General features: G+C 64.1%; 15 protein-coding genes, 2 pseudogenes and 1 riboswitch. Of the genes and pseudogenes, 9 read left to right on the top strand and 8 right to left on the bottom strand.

The window, feature by feature from the left end:
* Nucleotides 1-91: 91 nt before the first annotated feature.
* The 7 genes from AQUI_RS0115400 to bioB form a co-directional block, all read right to left on the bottom strand.
* Nucleotides 92-1,060: an ABC transporter substrate-binding protein gene (locus tag AQUI_RS0115400; protein ID WP_027258296.1), complete on the bottom strand. Its 969-nt coding sequence runs from the start codon at nt 1,058-1,060 to the stop codon at nt 92-94.
* 183 nt (nt 1,061-1,243) lie between these two features.
* Entirely contained in the window at nt 1,244-2,035 is a 792-nt protein-coding gene (locus AQUI_RS0115395; protein ID WP_027258295.1) for a methyltransferase domain-containing protein, read from the bottom strand.
* Nucleotides 2,035-2,649, bottom strand: coding sequence for a pimeloyl-ACP methyl esterase BioG family protein (locus tag AQUI_RS0115390; protein WP_027258294.1), 615 nt, complete (start codon nt 2,647-2,649; stop codon nt 2,035-2,037). Before AQUI_RS0115390 ends, AQUI_RS0115395 begins: the two co-directional genes overlap by 1 nt.
* 3 nt (nt 2,650-2,652) lie before the next feature.
* Complete coding sequence (gene bioA, locus AQUI_RS0115385) at nt 2,653-3,951, bottom strand: adenosylmethionine--8-amino-7-oxononanoate transaminase (protein ID WP_027258293.1); 1,299 nt, start codon at nt 3,949-3,951, stop codon at nt 2,653-2,655.
* Nucleotides 3,948-4,574 carry a dethiobiotin synthase gene (bioD, locus tag AQUI_RS0115380; RefSeq protein ID WP_027258292.1) on the bottom strand — a complete coding sequence of 209 codons (627 nt, stop codon included), beginning with the start codon at nt 4,572-4,574 and terminating at the stop codon, nt 3,948-3,950. Before bioD ends, bioA begins: the two co-directional genes overlap by 4 nt.
* A complete protein-coding gene (locus AQUI_RS0115375; RefSeq protein ID WP_027258291.1) occupies nt 4,571-5,710 on the bottom strand; it encodes an 8-amino-7-oxononanoate synthase in 1,140 nt (379 codons plus the stop codon). The genes bioD and AQUI_RS0115375 overlap by 4 nt, the downstream gene beginning before the upstream one ends.
* Nucleotides 5,710-6,687 carry a biotin synthase BioB gene (gene bioB, locus AQUI_RS0115370; protein WP_027258290.1) on the bottom strand — a complete coding sequence of 326 codons (978 nt, stop codon included), beginning with the start codon at nt 6,685-6,687 and terminating at the stop codon, nt 5,710-5,712. Before bioB ends, AQUI_RS0115375 begins: the two co-directional genes overlap by 1 nt.
* A gap of 214 nt (nt 6,688-6,901) precedes the next feature.
* Nucleotides 6,902-7,030: riboswitch (TPP riboswitch) on the top strand.
* 133 nt (nt 7,031-7,163) lie between these two features.
* Between bioB and thiC the strand changes: the two genes are divergently transcribed.
* The 9 genes and pseudogenes from thiC to AQUI_RS31985 all read left to right on the top strand — a co-directional run.
* A complete protein-coding gene (gene thiC, locus AQUI_RS0115365) occupies nt 7,164-8,978 on the top strand; it encodes a phosphomethylpyrimidine synthase ThiC (protein ID WP_027258289.1) in 1,815 nt (604 codons plus the stop codon).
* A complete protein-coding gene (locus AQUI_RS0115360) occupies nt 8,975-9,943 on the top strand; it encodes an FAD-dependent oxidoreductase (protein ID WP_027258288.1) in 969 nt (322 codons plus the stop codon). Before thiC ends, AQUI_RS0115360 begins: the two co-directional genes overlap by 4 nt.
* Nucleotides 9,912-10,109, top strand: coding sequence for a sulfur carrier protein ThiS (gene thiS / locus AQUI_RS0115355; RefSeq protein ID WP_027258287.1), 198 nt, complete (start codon nt 9,912-9,914; stop codon nt 10,107-10,109). The genes AQUI_RS0115360 and thiS overlap by 32 nt, the downstream gene beginning before the upstream one ends.
* A gap of 1 nt (nt 10,110) precedes the next feature.
* Nucleotides 10,111-10,878 (top strand): thiazole synthase, encoded by a 768-nt coding sequence (locus AQUI_RS0115350; RefSeq protein WP_027258286.1) that lies wholly within the window; start codon nt 10,111-10,113, stop codon nt 10,876-10,878.
* Nucleotides 10,878-11,483, top strand: coding sequence for a thiamine phosphate synthase (locus tag AQUI_RS0115345; protein ID WP_027258285.1), 606 nt, complete (start codon nt 10,878-10,880; stop codon nt 11,481-11,483). Before AQUI_RS0115350 ends, AQUI_RS0115345 begins: the two co-directional genes overlap by 1 nt.
* A complete protein-coding gene (locus AQUI_RS0115340) occupies nt 11,480-12,448 on the top strand; it encodes a HesA/MoeB/ThiF family protein (protein WP_027258284.1) in 969 nt (322 codons plus the stop codon). Before AQUI_RS0115345 ends, AQUI_RS0115340 begins: the two co-directional genes overlap by 4 nt.
* Nucleotides 12,445-13,149, top strand: a complete 705-nt coding sequence (gene thiD / locus AQUI_RS0115335; RefSeq protein ID WP_027258283.1) for a bifunctional hydroxymethylpyrimidine kinase/phosphomethylpyrimidine kinase — start codon at nt 12,445-12,447, stop codon at nt 13,147-13,149. The genes AQUI_RS0115340 and thiD overlap by 4 nt, the downstream gene beginning before the upstream one ends.
* A gap of 130 nt (nt 13,150-13,279) precedes the next feature.
* The gene (locus AQUI_RS0115330; RefSeq protein WP_027258282.1) at nt 13,280-14,638 is read left to right on the top strand and encodes an amidase; all 1,359 of its coding nucleotides are present in this window, start codon (nt 13,280-13,282) and stop codon (nt 14,636-14,638) included.
* Between the two features lie 30 nt (nt 14,639-14,668).
* Nucleotides 14,669-14,794 (top strand): annotated as a pseudogene (locus AQUI_RS31985) (pirin family protein); the annotation flags it as partial.
* 20 nt (nt 14,795-14,814) lie between these two features.
* Here AQUI_RS31985 and AQUI_RS28160 read toward each other — a convergent pair.
* Nucleotides 14,815-15,941, bottom strand: a pseudogene (locus tag AQUI_RS28160) (IS3 family transposase).
* Between the last annotated feature and the right edge of the window lie 167 nt (nt 15,942-16,108).

Here is a 16,108-nt window from a genome sequence, read left to right as displayed (position 1 = left end):
CGGGGATCCGGCCTCAAGGCCCGCCCCGCACACAAAGACAGCGCCCCTGCCTCGGGCAGGAGCGCTGAAATCTAAACCCGGATCTTGCGGGTCAGGACCGGCCCTTGCCGGTGGCTTCCTCGACAACGGGCATCCATTTGGCCCGGTTCACCGCCAGCCAGCCGCGGGCGGCGCCCTGCGGGGTCTCGCCCCGGACATCCACAAGCCCGATCAGCGGCTGCTGGTCCCAAATGCTCAGCTGATAGTTCTTCAGGATCTCATAGGCAGCCGGCCAGCGGTCCTTAAGGCCAGGCCAGCTCGCCTTCATCACCCCGCCGCGGGCAAAATCGCAATCGCCGGTGGCCTTGGGGTTCGGCCCCCAGGAGGGATCGGTGTAACAGGCCGGTTCCGGCTTCGGCAGGCGCACAAATTGCAGTGCATATGACGACATTGCCCAATGCGGCGCCCAGAAGGTTGAGATCACCGGGCGTTTTTCCCGGTAGGCCTGCTGGAAGGCCTCAATCATCGCGGCCTCAGACTCCGCAGCGACCACATCAAACGGCAAATCCAGCGCCCGGATCCGGTCCGCCCCGGGCGAGCCCCAGGAGTCCGGATAGGCCAAATAAATGCCGCGCTTGCCCTTGCCGTTTTCCGAAAAGATGCCAGCACAATCGCGCAGTGCATCCCAGTTGGGCAGGCCCGGGCACATCTGCGCCACATAGGGCGGGAACACCACACCGTTGCGGGCATCCAGGCCCAAGTCGCCCAGCTCTTCCACACGACCTTCATCGCGGGCCGCAAAGTAATCCGCCGGGGTGCTGCTGGTCCAGATTTCCACCATTGCATGCACTTCGCCGCTGGCGATGTCGTCATACATGGCGCCCTGATCGGCTTCGACGTATTCGACGGTATAGCCTGCTTCCTCCAGCATGCCGCCGGCGATATAGGTCGACAGGTGCTGACCGGTCCAATTGTTCAGGGACAGCCGGATCGATGCTCCGGTCTCCCCCATGTCGGCGGCTTCGGCGGCCCCCGAAACCGCCAGCGCCGTCAAAGCGGCGGTAAACGCTTTGAATTTCATTGGCGTCACTCCCGTACTGCCAGTATTTCCACGTTCCGCACCCCCGGGCACGGCTCTGGTTCCGGCATAGCAGGCGGGAATTGACAAAGATTAACGCACTGCTGGAAGCCGCGGCCTTAGAGCGGGGAAAAAACCTAAAACTTGCCTCAAGCGCGGAATGCGCGCACCAAGAGCCATGGCCGGCTAGGCGGCCCTGCGCGCCACCAGAAGTACCGGATCATAGGTCAGCGGCAGCTTGCCGCCACAGCCGAAACGCTGCCGGTAGGCGGCTTCAAATTCCTGCAGCCGCCTGCGGCTCCAGCTTTGCTGGGCGTGGCCGTTGACGCCGGTCCGGCGCAGATGTTTCAGCAGACCTAGCGCGGTATCGAATTCCAGCACGGCAGGGCGCTGCTCGATGGCCAGAATCTCCAGGCCTTGCGGCAGCACGGACGGCCATTCCCCGGCATCCAAATAGCTGGGCGCCGCCGCGGCCGAGCCGAGCGCCGCCAGCTCGCGGAACTGGCTCCGGCCAAAGCCGGACAGCGCCAGCCAGCCGCCCGGCCTCAGCCGCACCGACAGCCGCGCTGCCAGCGCAGACAGATCAGGGATCCACTGCACGGTCGAGGCTGAGGCGATCAGGTCAAGCTCATCCGGCAGCGGCAGGGTCTCGACAGGGCCTGCCTCAAAGCGCGCCTGCTCCGGAGCAGCATCGCCAAGCGCCTGCAGCACCCCTGCGGCCTCGGGCACCAGATCATTCAGCAGCAGGCTGCCGATACCGAACCGCTGCAGCAGCTGCCGGGTCAGATGGCCGGTGCCGCAGCCGAACTCCATCGCGGTCCGGAACCGCCGCGGTGCACCCTGCGCCTGCAGCAGCTCCGCCAGCCGCCGGGCGATATCTTCCTGAACAGCTGCCGCGCGGTGATAGCTGTCCAGCCCGCGGCGGAAGCTTTGGCGCACACGGGTCTGATCCAGTTGCGGGGGCTGCATGTCCTTCATCAGAACAGCTCCTCCCACTGTGCAAATCGGTCAAACGGCGCATGCGGCGCGTCCAGGTCCGCAACATTGCGCCCGGCCCAGGCCCGCAGCAGATTGGCGGGCGGAAAGATCTTGTCGCCGGAGCTGATCCAGACCTTGTCAAAGCGCGTCTGCGGCGCGTCTCCGCGCTGCTCCACGGCCAGCAGCTCAGCCCGGCGGGTCGGCACATCCAGCGCTTCTGCCGCTTGCGCAACGCCGAACACGCGGGTCAGAAAGCTTTGGTAACTTTCCAGGCTCAGCATCTCCATTGTCCTGCGGAAGACCGCAGGCGGAATGCCCGCACCGCGGTTCACTGGCTGCAGGCTGCCGTTCACCGCCGTCTTGCGCTGGAACGGGTCAGGCCGCCCCTGCTGCCAGTGGGCATAAGCGGCCACACCAAAAGACCAGGCCAAGAGGCTGACCCGGTCATAGCCGGACAGATCCGGCAGCTCAGTGTTCAGATCGGTGTAATCGCTGGCAAACAGGATGTCCTGCGCACCGTCCAAGTGCCAGAACACTTCCGGCCCCACAGCCCAGCCGCCGAAGACCACGATGGCCTCGGCTGCATTGTTCTGTTTTAGCCAGCGGAACTCCATGGCTCAGAGCTCCCGCGCCAGCCGCAGCATGCCTGCGGTGATTTCGCTGAGCTGATCCGGCGTGGTGATGAACGGCGGCATGGTATAGATATTCTTGCCGAAGGGACGCAGAAACACGCCCATGCCGTGCGCCCGGGCATGGGCCTCATCCGCAGACACCGCGTGTTTCATCTCGATGACGCCAATCGCGCCCAGCACCCGCACGTCCGCCACATTGGGCAGATCGCGCGCCGGGGCCAGCTCGGCCTGCATCTGCTCTGCAATTGCCGAAACTGTGCCGCGCCAGTCCTGGCCGGTCAGCAAATCCAGCGAGGCCTTGGCCGCGGCACAGGCCAGCGGGTTGGCCATATAGGTCGGCCCGTGCATGAAGATGCCGGGATTGCCGCCGCCGACACCCTCGGCCACCCGGTCATTGGTCACAGTGCAGGCAAAGGAAATATGGCCGCCGGTCAGCCCTTTGCCGAGGCAAATGATATCCGGCTCGACTGTACAGAAATCGGTGGCAAACAGCTCGCCGGTGCGGCCGAAACCGGTGGCGATCTCGTCAAAGATCAACAGGATGCCCAGTTCATCGCACAAGGCGCGTGCCTGGTTCAGGTATTCGGGGTGATAGAAATACATGCCGCCAGTGCCCTGCACCACGGGTTCCAGAATGAAGGCGGCGATCTTTTGTGCATTCGTTTCAAACACCGCGCGCAGTTCGCCCAGCCCGTTCCGCGCCGGATCGTCCACCCAATCCTCATGGATACGGATGGGCGGGCGAGAGACGAAATGCTGCACGCTCAGCGCGCCCTGGAACAGGTGGTGCATGCCGGTGTCAGGGTCGCAAACGCTCATCGCCTTCCAGGTATCGCCGTGATAGCCGGAGCGGATGGTGGCAAATTCCTTCCGGTCCGGCTGGCCGATGGCGTGCTGGTACTGCACCGCCATCTTCATCGCCACCTCGACCGAGACCGAGCCGGAATCGCAGTAGAAAATGCGCGTCAGGCTGTCGGGCGTGATCTCCAGCAGCTTGCGGCCCAGGTCGATGGCCGGATCATGGGTCAGCCCGCCGAACATCACATGCGGCAGGGTGTCGAGCTGGTTGTGGATCGCTTTGGTGATCGCCGGGTTCCTGTGGCCGTGCATCATACACCACCACGAGGACATAGCGTCGATCAGCCGGGTGCCATCGTCGAGCGTGATGTGGACGCCTTCGCTTTCCTTGACCACAAAGGTCGGGCCGGGCTTGGCCACATTGGTATAGGGGTGCCAAAGATGCTGCTGGTCGAATTCGAGCTGGGTGAGATCTACGGCGCTCATGTCAAGCTCTCCTTGATCAGGTCCACCCGGATGCTGGCCTGAAAGGCCACGGCCAAGGCGTCAGAGGTCAGCTCGCCCAGAACCGGCAGGCGGCCCAAGTGCGCCACCTGGCCGAACTGGCAAATGGTTTCCTCGACCGCAGGTTCCGGATCGCCGATAAAGGCGACGCCTACCACAGGGCAGCCTGCATCACGCAGGGCTTTCAGCGACAGAAGCGTATGATTGATGGTCCCCAGCTGTGTCCGGGCGCAGAGGATCACCGGCGCGCGCCAGCGGACAAAGAGGTCCAGATACAGAACCTTGCGGTTCAACGGAACCATCAGCCCGCCTGCCCCTTCGGCGACCAGCACACCATCAACCTCAGGCAAGGGCAGCGCGTCGGGGTCGATCTCCACTCCTTCGGCCTCGGCAGACAGATGCGGCGAGGCAGGGAGCTGCAGCAGGTAGCCTTCGGGCAGCACGGGCCGGCCGGAGAGCCGCGCCACAACCTGGCTGTCGGTTTCCTCCTCCAGCCCGGATTGCACCGGCTTCCAATAGGTGGCGCCCAGCGCCTGTACCAGGCCTGCCGAGAAGATGGTCTTGCCAATGCCGGTATCGGTGCCGGTCACGATCAGCGCGCTCATGCGGCGGCCTCCATTTCCCGGGCCAGATCGGTGAACATCGCCGTGATCACCTCCGGGCCAGTATTCAATGTAATCGACAGCCGCAGCCGCGCGGTGCCGCGGGGCACCGTGGGCGGGCGGATGCCGCGGATGTCATAACCGCAGGCCTGCATGTGCGCGGCCAGCGCCATGGTGTGCTTGTCATCGCCGATCACCACCGGCAGGATCTGGCTGTGATAGCCGCCCAGCCCGCACAGGCGCTTGGCTTCGTCTTGGGCATGGGAGATCCCCTCCCAAGCCTCTTCGCGGCGTGCCGGGTTCTCCCGCAGCTCTTGCAGGGCTGCGCGCACCAGCGCGGCATTCAGCGGTGACGGCGCGGTGGCATAGATGAAACTGCGGGCCTTGTTGATCAGCGTCTCGACCAGCACCTTCTGGCCGCAGATCAGGGCACCCGAGGTCCCAAGCGCCTTGCCGCAGGTGTGCAGGGAGAGAACATTCGGGCGGTGTGAGATATTATGCGCCAGCCCGCGGCCCTGATCGCCGAACACGCCGGTTGAGTGCGCCTCATCGACCACCAGCACGGCACCCGCGGCATCGGCCAGCGCCATTAGTTCGTCCAAAGGCGCCAGGTCGCCGTCCATCGAATAGACTGCCTCAACCGCGATCCAGACCTGGCCTTCGCCGTCTTCAGCGCGCCAATCTTTCAGAACGCGCGCCGCGTCTTCCGCATCGCTGTGGGCAAAGCTGCGGGATTCGGCCCGGCCCAGCCGCATGCCGTCATGGGTGCTGGCGTGGATCAGCGCGTCAAAGAGCACCAAATCGCCCTGCTGCGGCAGGGCCGAAAAAATCGCCTGGTTGGCATTGAAGCCGCCGCCCATGAACAAAGTCGCTTCGGTGCCGAAAAACTCCGCAGCTTCGGCCTCCAGCAACTGATGTTCCGCATCGTTGCCGCGCAGCAGGCGCGCGCCGCCTGCCCCGACCGGCACGCCGCGCGCCAGCGCATCGGCTGCGGCGGCGCGCAGCACATCGCTGCCCGCGAGCCCAAGGTAGTCGTTGGAGGCAAAGTCATGCCCGTCCCGCGGCATCAGCTGCCGGTAGCGCCCGCGGTTGCGCAGCGCTTCCAGCGATTTCTCATGTCTTGGAAAGGCGCCCGCCATCAGCGGCTGCCGTCACATCCCACCGCCATTGCGGTGATGCCCAGACGGTCGAACAGCTGCTGATCCTTGTCTTCTTCAGGATTGTCCGCGGTCAGCAGCGTGTCACCCACAAAGATCGAGTTGGCGCCGGCAAAGAAGCACATCGCCTGCATCTCGTCCGACATATCGGTGCGGCCTGCGGACAGGCGCACGTGCGATTTTGGCATCAGGATCCGGGCCAGCGCCACCGAGCGGACAAATTCGATCGGGTCCAGCTTTTCCACATCGGCCAGCGGCGTGTCGGCAATCGGGATCAGCATGTTGACCGGCACCGAGTCGGGATGCACCTCCAGCGTCGCCAGCGCCAGCATCATGTCGATGCGGTCCAGCTGTTTTTCTCCCATACCGACGATGCCGCCGGAGCAGACCTTGATACCCGCCTCGCGCACCCGGTTCAGGGTATCGATCCGGTCAGCGAATGTGCGGGTGGTGATGATCTCGGAGTAATACCGCTCGGACGTGTCGATGTTGTGGTTGTAGTAATCAAGGCCGGCATCACGCAGGCGGAACACCTGTTCCTCGTCCAGCATGCCCAGGGTCATGCAGGTTTCCATGCCCAGGTCCTTGACGCCCTGCACCATGGCTTCGAGTGCGGCCATGTCGCGGTCCTTGGGCGAGCGCCAGGCCGCGCCCATGCAATAGCGCGTCGCGCCGCCTTCCTTGGCCTTCTTCGCTTCGGCAATCACCCGCTGCACCTCGATCAGCTTGGAGGCCGACAGCTGCGCACCGTTGCGCGCCGACTGCGAGCAATAGGCGCAATCCTCGGCGCAGCCGCCGGTCTTGATGCTCAGCAGTTTGGATTTCTGCACCTGGTTGGGGTCGAAATACTGCCGGTGCACTGTGTGCGCCTGAAACAGCAAGTCCATGAAAGGCTTGTTGTAAATCGCTTCCGCTTCTTCGCGGGTCCAGTCGGTGCGGATGGGTGCAGCGTCCAGCATGCTGTCTCCTGTTCTCGTATACCAGTTGGCCATGCGCGGATGGCGGTTCGGGATTTTATAGATAATTTCTCCACCTGCGATCAAGCACCAAAGCTGCGCTGCAGCGATTTGCCCCGCACGCGCTTTGAATACTCAGATAATCAATTGATAATAATAATCAAAAATAATCTACAAAGTTTTCGGTTGACGCGAACCCTGCGTCTCCCCTACCCCTAAAGCCACGCAGGGGAGTCCCGCCCAAGGGACTGAGAGGCGTTCAGGTGCGGGGCAACCCGGACCGGCGGCGCGACCCTTTGAACCTGACCCAGTTGATACTGGCGTAGGAAGCTAGGACGCGCCTTTTGTCCCCGTGTCCCCGCGGGGACAGCCGTTTGAAACGGGCGCATTCCGGTCAAGCAGGCCCCCTCGCCTGCCGGTTTCCCAGCCAAAACTCATCTGGTGTCTTTTCTGAGTTTTCGGCTTTGAGGAGCACCAAAATGAACGTCCCCAACCCCAAGATCACCACGGGTGCCTTGCCCGCGTCGCGCAAGATCTATGTCGCAGGCGAAGTCCACCAGGACATCCGCGTGCCGATGCGCGAAATCGCCACCCACCCCACCGCGGGCGAAGCGCCGCTGCCGGTCTATGACAGCTCCGGCCCCTACACCGACCCGGATGTGCTGACCGACATCCGCCAGGGCCTGCCGCAGCTGCGCCGCCAGTGGATCGAGGCGCGCGGTGACGTTGAGGAATACACCGGCCGTGATGTGACACCCGCGGATAACGGCTTTGTCGCGGGCGACCGGCTGACCCCGGAATTTCCGGTGAAACCCGCGCCGCTGCGCGGCAAGGACGGCGCTGCACCAACCCAGCTGGCCTATGCACGGGCCGGCATCATCACGCCGGAGATGGAGTTTGTGGCAATCCGCGAAAACCAGCTGCGCGAGCTGTCGCCCTGCCACGGCCAGCGCGACGGTAATGACTTCGGCGCCAACATCCCCGATTACGTGACCCCGGAATTCGTGCGCTCCGAAATTGCTGCCGGCCGTGCGATCATTCCCGCAAACATCAACCATCCGGAAATCGAGCCGATGATCATTGGCCGCAATTTCCTTGTGAAGATCAACGCCAATATGGGCACCTCGGCCGTGACCTCGTCGATGGAAGAGGAAGTCGACAAGCTGGTCTGGTCGATCCGCTGGGGCGCCGACACGGTGATGGACCTGTCCACCGGGCGCAACATCCACAACACCCGCGAATGGATCATCCGCAACAGCCCTGTGCCGATTGGCACCGTGCCGATGTATCAGGCGCTGGAGAAGGTGAACGGCATCGCCGAGGATCTGACCTGGGAAGTCTTCCGCGACACGCTGATCGAACAGGCCGAACAGGGCGTCGACTACTTCACCATTCATGCCGGCGTGCGTCTGCATATGGTGCCGATGACGGTCGAGCGCGTGACCGGCATCGTGTCGCGCGGCGGTTCGATCATGGCCAAGTGGTGCCTGCATCACCACAAGGAATCGTTCCTGTATGAGCATTTCGAGGAAATCTGCGACATCTGCCGCCAGTATGATGTGAGCTTCTCGCTGGGTGACGGTCTGCGCCCCGGCTCCATCGCCGACGCCAATGACGAAGCGCAGTTTGCCGAGCTGGAGACCCTTGGGGAACTCACCAAGATTGCCTGGGCCAAGGACTGCCAGGTGATGATCGAAGGGCCGGGCCATGTGGCCATGCACAAGATCAAGGAGAACATGGACAAGCAGCTGGAGTGCTGCCACGAGGCGCCGTTTTATACGCTTGGGCCGCTGACCACCGATATTGCGCCGGGTTATGACCATATCACCAGCGGCATCGGGGCGGCGATGATCGGCTGGTTCGGCTGTGCGATGCTGTGCTACGTGACCCCCAAGGAACACTTGGGCCTGCCCGACCGCGACGACGTCAAGGTCGGCGTGATCACCTACAAGATCGCCGCCCATGCCGCCGATCTGGCCAAGGGCCTGCCGGGCGCCCAGCGCCGCGATGACGCGCTGTCCCGCGCGCGGTTTGAATTCCGCTGGGAAGATCAGTTCAACCTGTCGCTGGACCCGGATACCGCACGCGAGTTCCACGACCAGACTCTGCCCAAGCAGGCCCATAAGGTGGCCCATTTCTGCTCCATGTGCGGGCCGAAGTTCTGCTCCATGCGGATCAGCCACGACATCCGCGCCGAGGCCCAGAAAGAGGGCATGGAGGCAATGGCGGCAAAGTTCCGCGAAGGCGGCGAACTGTATGTGCCCGCGCCTGAGACTGCGGAACCGGCGGAATGATCACCATCGCAGGCGCAGGCCTTGCCGGCCTCGCCTGCGCCTATGAGCTGGCGCAGCGCGGGGCCAAGGTCACGGTCTATGAACGGGGCAATACCCCCGGAGACAGCAGCGTCGCGCGCTTTGCAGGCGGCATGCTGGCGCCCTGGTGCGAAAGGGAAAGCGCCGAGGAGGAGGTCATCACCCTCGGCAGCCGCACCTTCGGCTGGTGGGCCAAGATTACACCAGTCCACAGGCGCGGCACGCTGGTGGTAGCGCCTGCCCGCGACCGGGCGGAACTCACTCGCTTTGGCCGCCGCACTTCGGGGCACCGGGAGGTGAACAGCGCAGAGATCACCGGGCTAGAGCCAGCGCTGGGAGGGCGGTTTTCGCAAGGGCTGTTCTTTGAGCAGGAGGCACATCTGGACCCGCGGCGCGCGCTGCGGGATCTGAGCGCCAAAGTGCAAGAGATGGGCGTGGAAATCCGTTATAGCACTCCTGCCCCTGCCCGCGTCACGCTGGATTGCACCGGCATGGCGGCATCCCTGCCGGGCTTGCGCCCGGTGCGCGGCGAGATGGCGGTCCTGCATTGCCCGGAGGTGAAGATCAGCCGCACCCTGCGTCTGCTGCATCCACGGATGCCGCTGTACCTTGTTCCCCGCGGGGACGGATATTTCATGATCGGCGGCACCATGATCGAAAGCAGCTCGGACCGGGCAATCACCCTGCGGTCGCTCAGCGAACTGCTGAACGCCGCCTTCACCCTGCACCCGGCATTTGCCGAGGCCAGCGTGGTGGAGACCGGCGCCGGCCTGCGCCCCGCCTTTCCCGACAACCTGCCGCGGCTGACCGAACAGGGCGGCACGCTATTTCTCAACGGGCTTTACCGCCACGGCTTTCTGCTGGCGCCCGCGATGGCGCAACAGGCTGCAGACCGCCTGATACCGGAGACGACAGATGAAAATCATCGTGAACGCCAAACCGCATGACCTATCGGCAACCGACCTGAAAACTGCCCTGAATGAGCTGGGCTTTGCCTGCTCCTCTGTCGCGACCGCGCTGAACGGCACATTTGTGGCCCGCAGCAACCGGGAACAGGTGCAACTCTCTGAGGGCGACCACCTGGAAGTGCTTGCCCCGATGCAGGGAGGTTGAGATGCAGTTTTACGGAACAGAGATCCCCTCGCGGCTGCTGCTGGGCACTGCGCAATACCCCTCGCCCGCGGTTCTGGCGGAGGCGGTGAAATCCAGCGGCACCGGGACCATCACCGTCAGCTTGCGCCGCGAAACCGCTGACGGCTCCGGGGCCGGCTTTTGGGAGACTTTGCGCGAAACCGGTTGCCGGATCCTGCCCAATACTGCCGGCTGCCACTCGGTGCAGGAAGCGGTGACCACCGCCCATATGGCACGGGAGCTGTTTGATACGCCCTGGATCAAGCTGGAGGTGATCGGCCATTCCGACACCCTGCAGCCGGATGTGTTCGGGCTGGTTGAGGCGGCCCGGATCCTAAGCGATGAGGGTTTTCAGGTCTTTCCCTACACCACCGACGATCTGGTGGTCGGCGAGCGGTTGCTGGAGGCGGGCTGCGAAGTGCTGATGCCCTGGGGCGCGCCGATCGGCTCCGGCCAGGGATTGCGCAACCCGGATGCCCTGCGGGCGATGCGGGCGCATTTTCCCGGTGTGCCGCTGATTGTGGACGCGGGCATCGGGCGGCCCTCGGATGCGGCGATGGCGATGGAGCTGGGTATGGATGCGGTTCTGCTGAACACGGCTGTCGCCAAGGCCGGCGACCCTGCCCGAATGGCCGCAGCCATGGCGCAGGCAATAGACGCCGGACGCGCGGGCTTTGCCGCCGACCCGATGGAGCGGCGCGACATGGCAGTACCTTCAACCCCCGTTCTGGGACTGGCGGAGTTTGCATAATGGAACGTTTCTATCTGATCACGGGCCACGTCGGCCGGCTGGAGCTGCTGGTGCCCCAGGGGGCCAAACTGGTGCAGCTGCGCATCAAGGACGAGCCTGAGACTGAGGTGCGGCGCCAGATCGCCCGGGCGCGGGATTTCTGCGCAGTTCACGACGCGCAGCTGGTGGTAAATGACTATTGGCAGGCCGCGCTGGATCTGAACTGCAACTTTGTCCATCTCGGCCAAGAGGACATGGACAGGGCCGATTTTGCCGCGCTGGGCCGCAAAGGCGTGCGCTTTGGCCTGTCCACCCATGACGAGAGCGAACTGGAGCGCGCCCTGTCGTTCGGGCCTGCCTATGTGGCCTTGGGGCCCGTATATCCGACATTGTTGAAAAAGATGAAATGGGACCCGCAGGGGCTGGAGCGGGTGACGCGCTGGAAGCAGATGGCCGGTGAGACTCCTCTGGTTGCGATCGGCGGGCTGACGCCGGAACGGTTGCCCGGGGTGTTTGCTGCGGGTGCGGACAGCGCCGCAGTGGTGACCGACATCCAGCTGGCAGAAGACCCCGAGGCGCGCACCCGCGAATGGGCGGAGGCCTGCCGGGTCAAGGAGGCCGCATGAGCCGCTATGCCCGCCAGATGATCCTGCCGGAGGTTGGTGCCGAGGGCCAGGAACGGCTCGCCCGGGCGCATGTTCTGGTGGTGGGCGCCGGGGGTCTCGGCTGTCCGGTGCTGCAGTATCTCGGCGGCGCAGGCGTGGGGTGCATCACCCTGATGGATGGCGACGCAGTGGAGGAGAGCAACCTGCACCGGCAGGTGCTTTATACTATGGGGGACCTTGGCCAGCCTAAGGCAGACGCCGCCCGGCGGCACCTGCTGGCGTCCAACCCGGCGCTGCAGGTGACAGCGCGGGTTGCGCCTCTGGATGCGGCCAATGCTGTGGGGATGGTGGCAGCAGCTGATCTGGTTGTGGATGCGGCGGACAGTTTTGCGGTGTCTTACATCCTCTCGGATGAATGCCAGCGGCAGGGCAAGATGCTCATCTCGGCCTCGGCGCTGGGGCAATCGGGCTATGCCGGGGGCTTTTGCGGCGGCGGGCCGTCCTTAAGGGCCGTGTTCCCGGATTTGCCCGCACAGGCGGCGACCTGCGCAACCGCCGGTGTTATGGGGCCTGCCGTGGGCATGGTCGGCGCCTTGCAGGCACAGCTCGCGCTGAAGTCCCTGCTGAATCACCAGCCGTCCCCGCGGGGACAGTTGTTTGTTCTTCGGCTAGCGGACCTGCAGATCAGCAGCTTCCGCTTTGATGAGGCAGCGGAACCGGAGGACGCTCTGCCCTTTGTCGCCACCGCGCATATCACCGCAGAAGATACGGTGATCGAACTGCGCGATGCCGCTGAGGCGCCCGGATTGCCCGCGTCCCAGGCCCGCCGGATTGCCCGCGCCGATCTGCTGGCGGCGGAACTGCCGCGCAAGGGGCGGATTGTGCTGTGCTGCCGGACCGGCCTGCGCGCCTGGGGCGCGGCTTCGGATCTGAAGGCTGCGGGCTATGGCAACCTCGCCCTGCTGGCCGCCGGAGACAGCGCGTGACCGCGATCCTGGCAATAGGCGGCACCGACAGCAGCGGCGGTGCCGGCCTCACCCGCGATACGGCCATGGCAGCCGGGCTTGGCGCGGTAGTGCGCCCGGTGGTGACAGCTGTGACTGTACAGACCGATGCCGCAGTCCTGGCCATTCACCCCAGCACGCCGCAGGCCGTTGCAGACCAGACGCAGGCTGCTTTGACCGCGGTGCCTGCACCCGCCGCAGCCAAGATCGGAATGCTGGGGTCTGCCGCAGTGGCCAGCGCAGTTGACGCGGCCCTTCCTAGAGAGATGCCTATCGTGTTGGATCCGGTTCTTAAAGCAACCTCCGGCGGCAGGCTGATGGCGGCAGACGGCTTTGGCGCATTGCTGAAGCGGGCGGTCTTAGTCACACCGAACCTGGCGGAGCTGGAAGTGCTTTCCGGCTCAACCGGCAGTATTGAGGCGCAGGCGGCAGTCCTTTTGGCGCAGGGATGTCAAGCAGTGCTGGTCAAAGGCGGCCATGGCACAGGCCCGCAGAGCATTGATGTGCTCTGCACTGGCGGCGGCGCCGTCCTCCGCTTTGCTGCACAACGGCTGCCGGGCTCCAAACGCGGAACAGGGTGCAGCCTGGCCACCGCGATCACCTGCCACCTGGCCAATGGAGAAAGCCTGGCGGAGGCCTGCCGCCTGGGCAAGGATGCAGTCCACGGCTGGCTTGCCCGCTGAGGCCTGCCCGCAGAAGCCCGCCAAGTCGCTGGCAGACGCTTTTGAGGCCGGTTTCAGAAGGGTCCCGCCCGGCACCGGTTCTTAGTCTGACGGCAGCACCCCTTTCAACCAGCACCGGAAGACCTGCCGCATGACAGACATCACCGCCCTCTCCGCCGAGGATATGGCCGCCAAGCTGCGGGCGCGTGAACTGAGTGCCCGCGACGTTCTGGCGGCGCATAAGACGCAGACCGAAGCGCGGGAAAGCACCGTAAATGCCTTTGTCACCCTGGACTGGGATGCAGCAGAGGCGCGGGCCGCGGAGCTGGATACGACGGCGGCCTCGGGCGCATTTGCCGGACCGCTGCACGGCCTGCCTATTGCCATAAAAGATTGCTTTGAAACCAAGGGCTTGCGCACCACCTGGGGATCCAGGAGCTTTGCATCCCATGTCCCGGATTTTGACGCCCTGCATGTGGCCCGTCTGCGCGCCGCAGGTGCAATGATCACCGGCAAAAGCAACACGCCTGAGTTCACCTTCTCCGGCCAGACCAGCAATCTTGTGTCCGGCACCACCCGCAACCCGCTGAACCCGGAAAAAACAGTGGCCGGCAGCTCGGGCGGCGCGGCGGCCGCGCTGGCGGCGCACATGGTGGCGCTTGCGGATGGCTCGGATCTGGGCGGCAGCACCCGCACGCCCGCAGCCTGGTGCGGTGTCGTGGGCTTCCGGCCGACCCCGGGCCTTATCCCCTATGACCCGAACCCGGCGCCGTTTGACGGGCTGTCAGTGCCCGGTCCGATGGCCCGGACCGTGCGCGATCTGGTGCTGATGCTGGAAGCCATGCAGGGCAACACCCCCCGCCAGCCGCTGGGCTTCTGGCAGGACATGCCGCGGCTTGCCAGCCTGGAAGAGGCGCCGCCCCGCAGCGCAGGCAGGGTTGCCTTGTCGCTGTCCCCTTTCGGAGCCTGCGTTGACGCTTCGGTGCAGGCAGCGATTGCCCCGGCAGAGGCGCTGTGCCGGAGCCTCGGCTGGCAGGTGGCGGCGGACGCCCCCGACCTGGCTCCGCTTTTGGCGCATGGCGGCATCATCCGCGGCCAATGCGCACTGCAGATCCAAACGCAGCTGCAGCCGCAAATAGCGCTGGCAGGCGAAAGCTTCCGCACTGCCTGCGCCCAGGCCGAAGGACGCAGCCTGGCGGAGCTGGCCGCCTATCAGAAAACCCGCGCTGCGGTTTGGGCGGATGTCAGCAGCTTCTTCGAGCGCTATGACTTTGCCCTCTGGCCCACGGCCACAGGGATGCCCTTCTCTGCCGGTCTGCGCGACAGCGAGCTGACCGAGGACTGGCGCACCGTGACGCTTACCCCGCCGCTGGAGCTGCCTTCGGTCTCGATCCCTTTTGGCACCTCTTCGGACGGAATGCCTACCGGACTGCATATCACCGGCCCGAAAGGCTCGGATGCGCGGCTGCTGCAATTCGCCCGCAGCATCGAACGTGCCGCCGGGGCCTGAGCCGAATGCCCTAGAACTGGCTGCGATGCGCTGGAAACGTTGATTGTTCCGCGTGCCCGCGACCTCGGCGGTTTCGAGGTCAGCCGCGCCTTGCCTTCGCCCAAGCGTCAAATGGTCGGACCTTTCATCTTCTTCGACCAAATGAGCGGCCCCGCTTGAGTGGTCCAAGTTGAAAGTTAGTGCATGGTTGGCCTTTGGTCTACCGGAACAATGGCCTCTGGAGCCGGTGGGCGGTAGCCCAGAGCACTGTGTGGTCGTCTGGTGTTGTAGTGTTTTCTCCAACTTTCGATGATGATCTGGGCTTCCCGCAGCGAGTAAAAGACCTCACCGTTCAGCAGCTCGTCGCGCATGCGCCCGTTGAAGCTTTCGCAATATCCGTTCTCCCACGGTGACCCGGGTTCGATGAATGCGGTCTTAGCCCCAACTGCTTTGATCCAGCCTCTGACGGCCTCAGCTATGAATTCGGGGCCGTTGTCAGACCTGATGTAAGCAGGCACGCCCCGAAGAATGAACAGGTCGGTCAGAACATCAATGACCTCGGTCGAGTTCAGCTGCCGCCTCACCCGGGTCGCCAAACATTCCCGACTGTGTTCGTCCAGAATATTCAATGTCCTGAACGCTCGNCCATCGTCTGTTCGATGATGCACGAAGTCGTACGACCAGACGTGATTGCGATACTCTGGCCGCAGCCGAACACACGAACCATTGTTGAGCCAGAGCCGCCCTTTCTTGGGCTGTTTCATGGGAACCTTTAGCCCCTCTCGCCGCCATAGACGTTCGACGCGCTTGTCGTTCACCTGCCAGCCTGCGTCTCACAGCAGAGCGGCAATCCGACGGTAGCCATATCGACCATACTGACGTGTCAGCTCGATCATGTCCTCGACCAGGCGGTCTTCGTCAGCACGCCCAAGTGGCAACCGGCGCTGCGTGGATCGGTGCTGGCCCAGGACGCGGCATACACGGCGTTCGGAAATCTTGATTTGGCTACGCACATGATCGATGCAGGCACGGCGGCGCGAGGGGCTCAGAAGTTTCCCTTTGCGGCCTCTGACAGGATCAGTTTGTCGAGTGTAAGATCTGAAACGGCACGGCGAAGGCGCTCGTTCTCCTTCTGGAGCCGCTTCAGTTCCTTGAGTTGTTCTGTGCCCATTCCGCCGTACTTCTTCTTCCAACGGCAATAGGTTTGTTCCGTCACACTGATCTGCCGAATGGCGTCTATTCGGGGCATGCCTTGCCCCATCAGCACTTCAACCTGCCGTAACTTCACGACAATCTCTTCAGGCTTGGGTCTCTTAATCGCCATCTATGGCCCTCCGCTTTCCTAATCATAGGGGCGGACCACTTCATTGGGGGAGGCTCAGCTCTGGCAGGAAACCGCTGCCGCAATTCGCGCCTGGATCGCGATCAGACCCGAAGTCGGCGACACCGCGCTCTTCCTGAACAATGCCGGTCGAATGATGACGCGTGCCG

Origin of the sequence: Leisingera aquimarina DSM 24565, assembly GCF_000473165.1 — a bacterium.
Taxonomy (GTDB): domain Bacteria; phylum Pseudomonadota; class Alphaproteobacteria; order Rhodobacterales; family Rhodobacteraceae; genus Leisingera; species Leisingera aquimarina.
The sequence above is the reverse complement of the archived record's forward strand: the minus strand, read 5'-3'. Positions and strand labels throughout refer to the sequence as shown.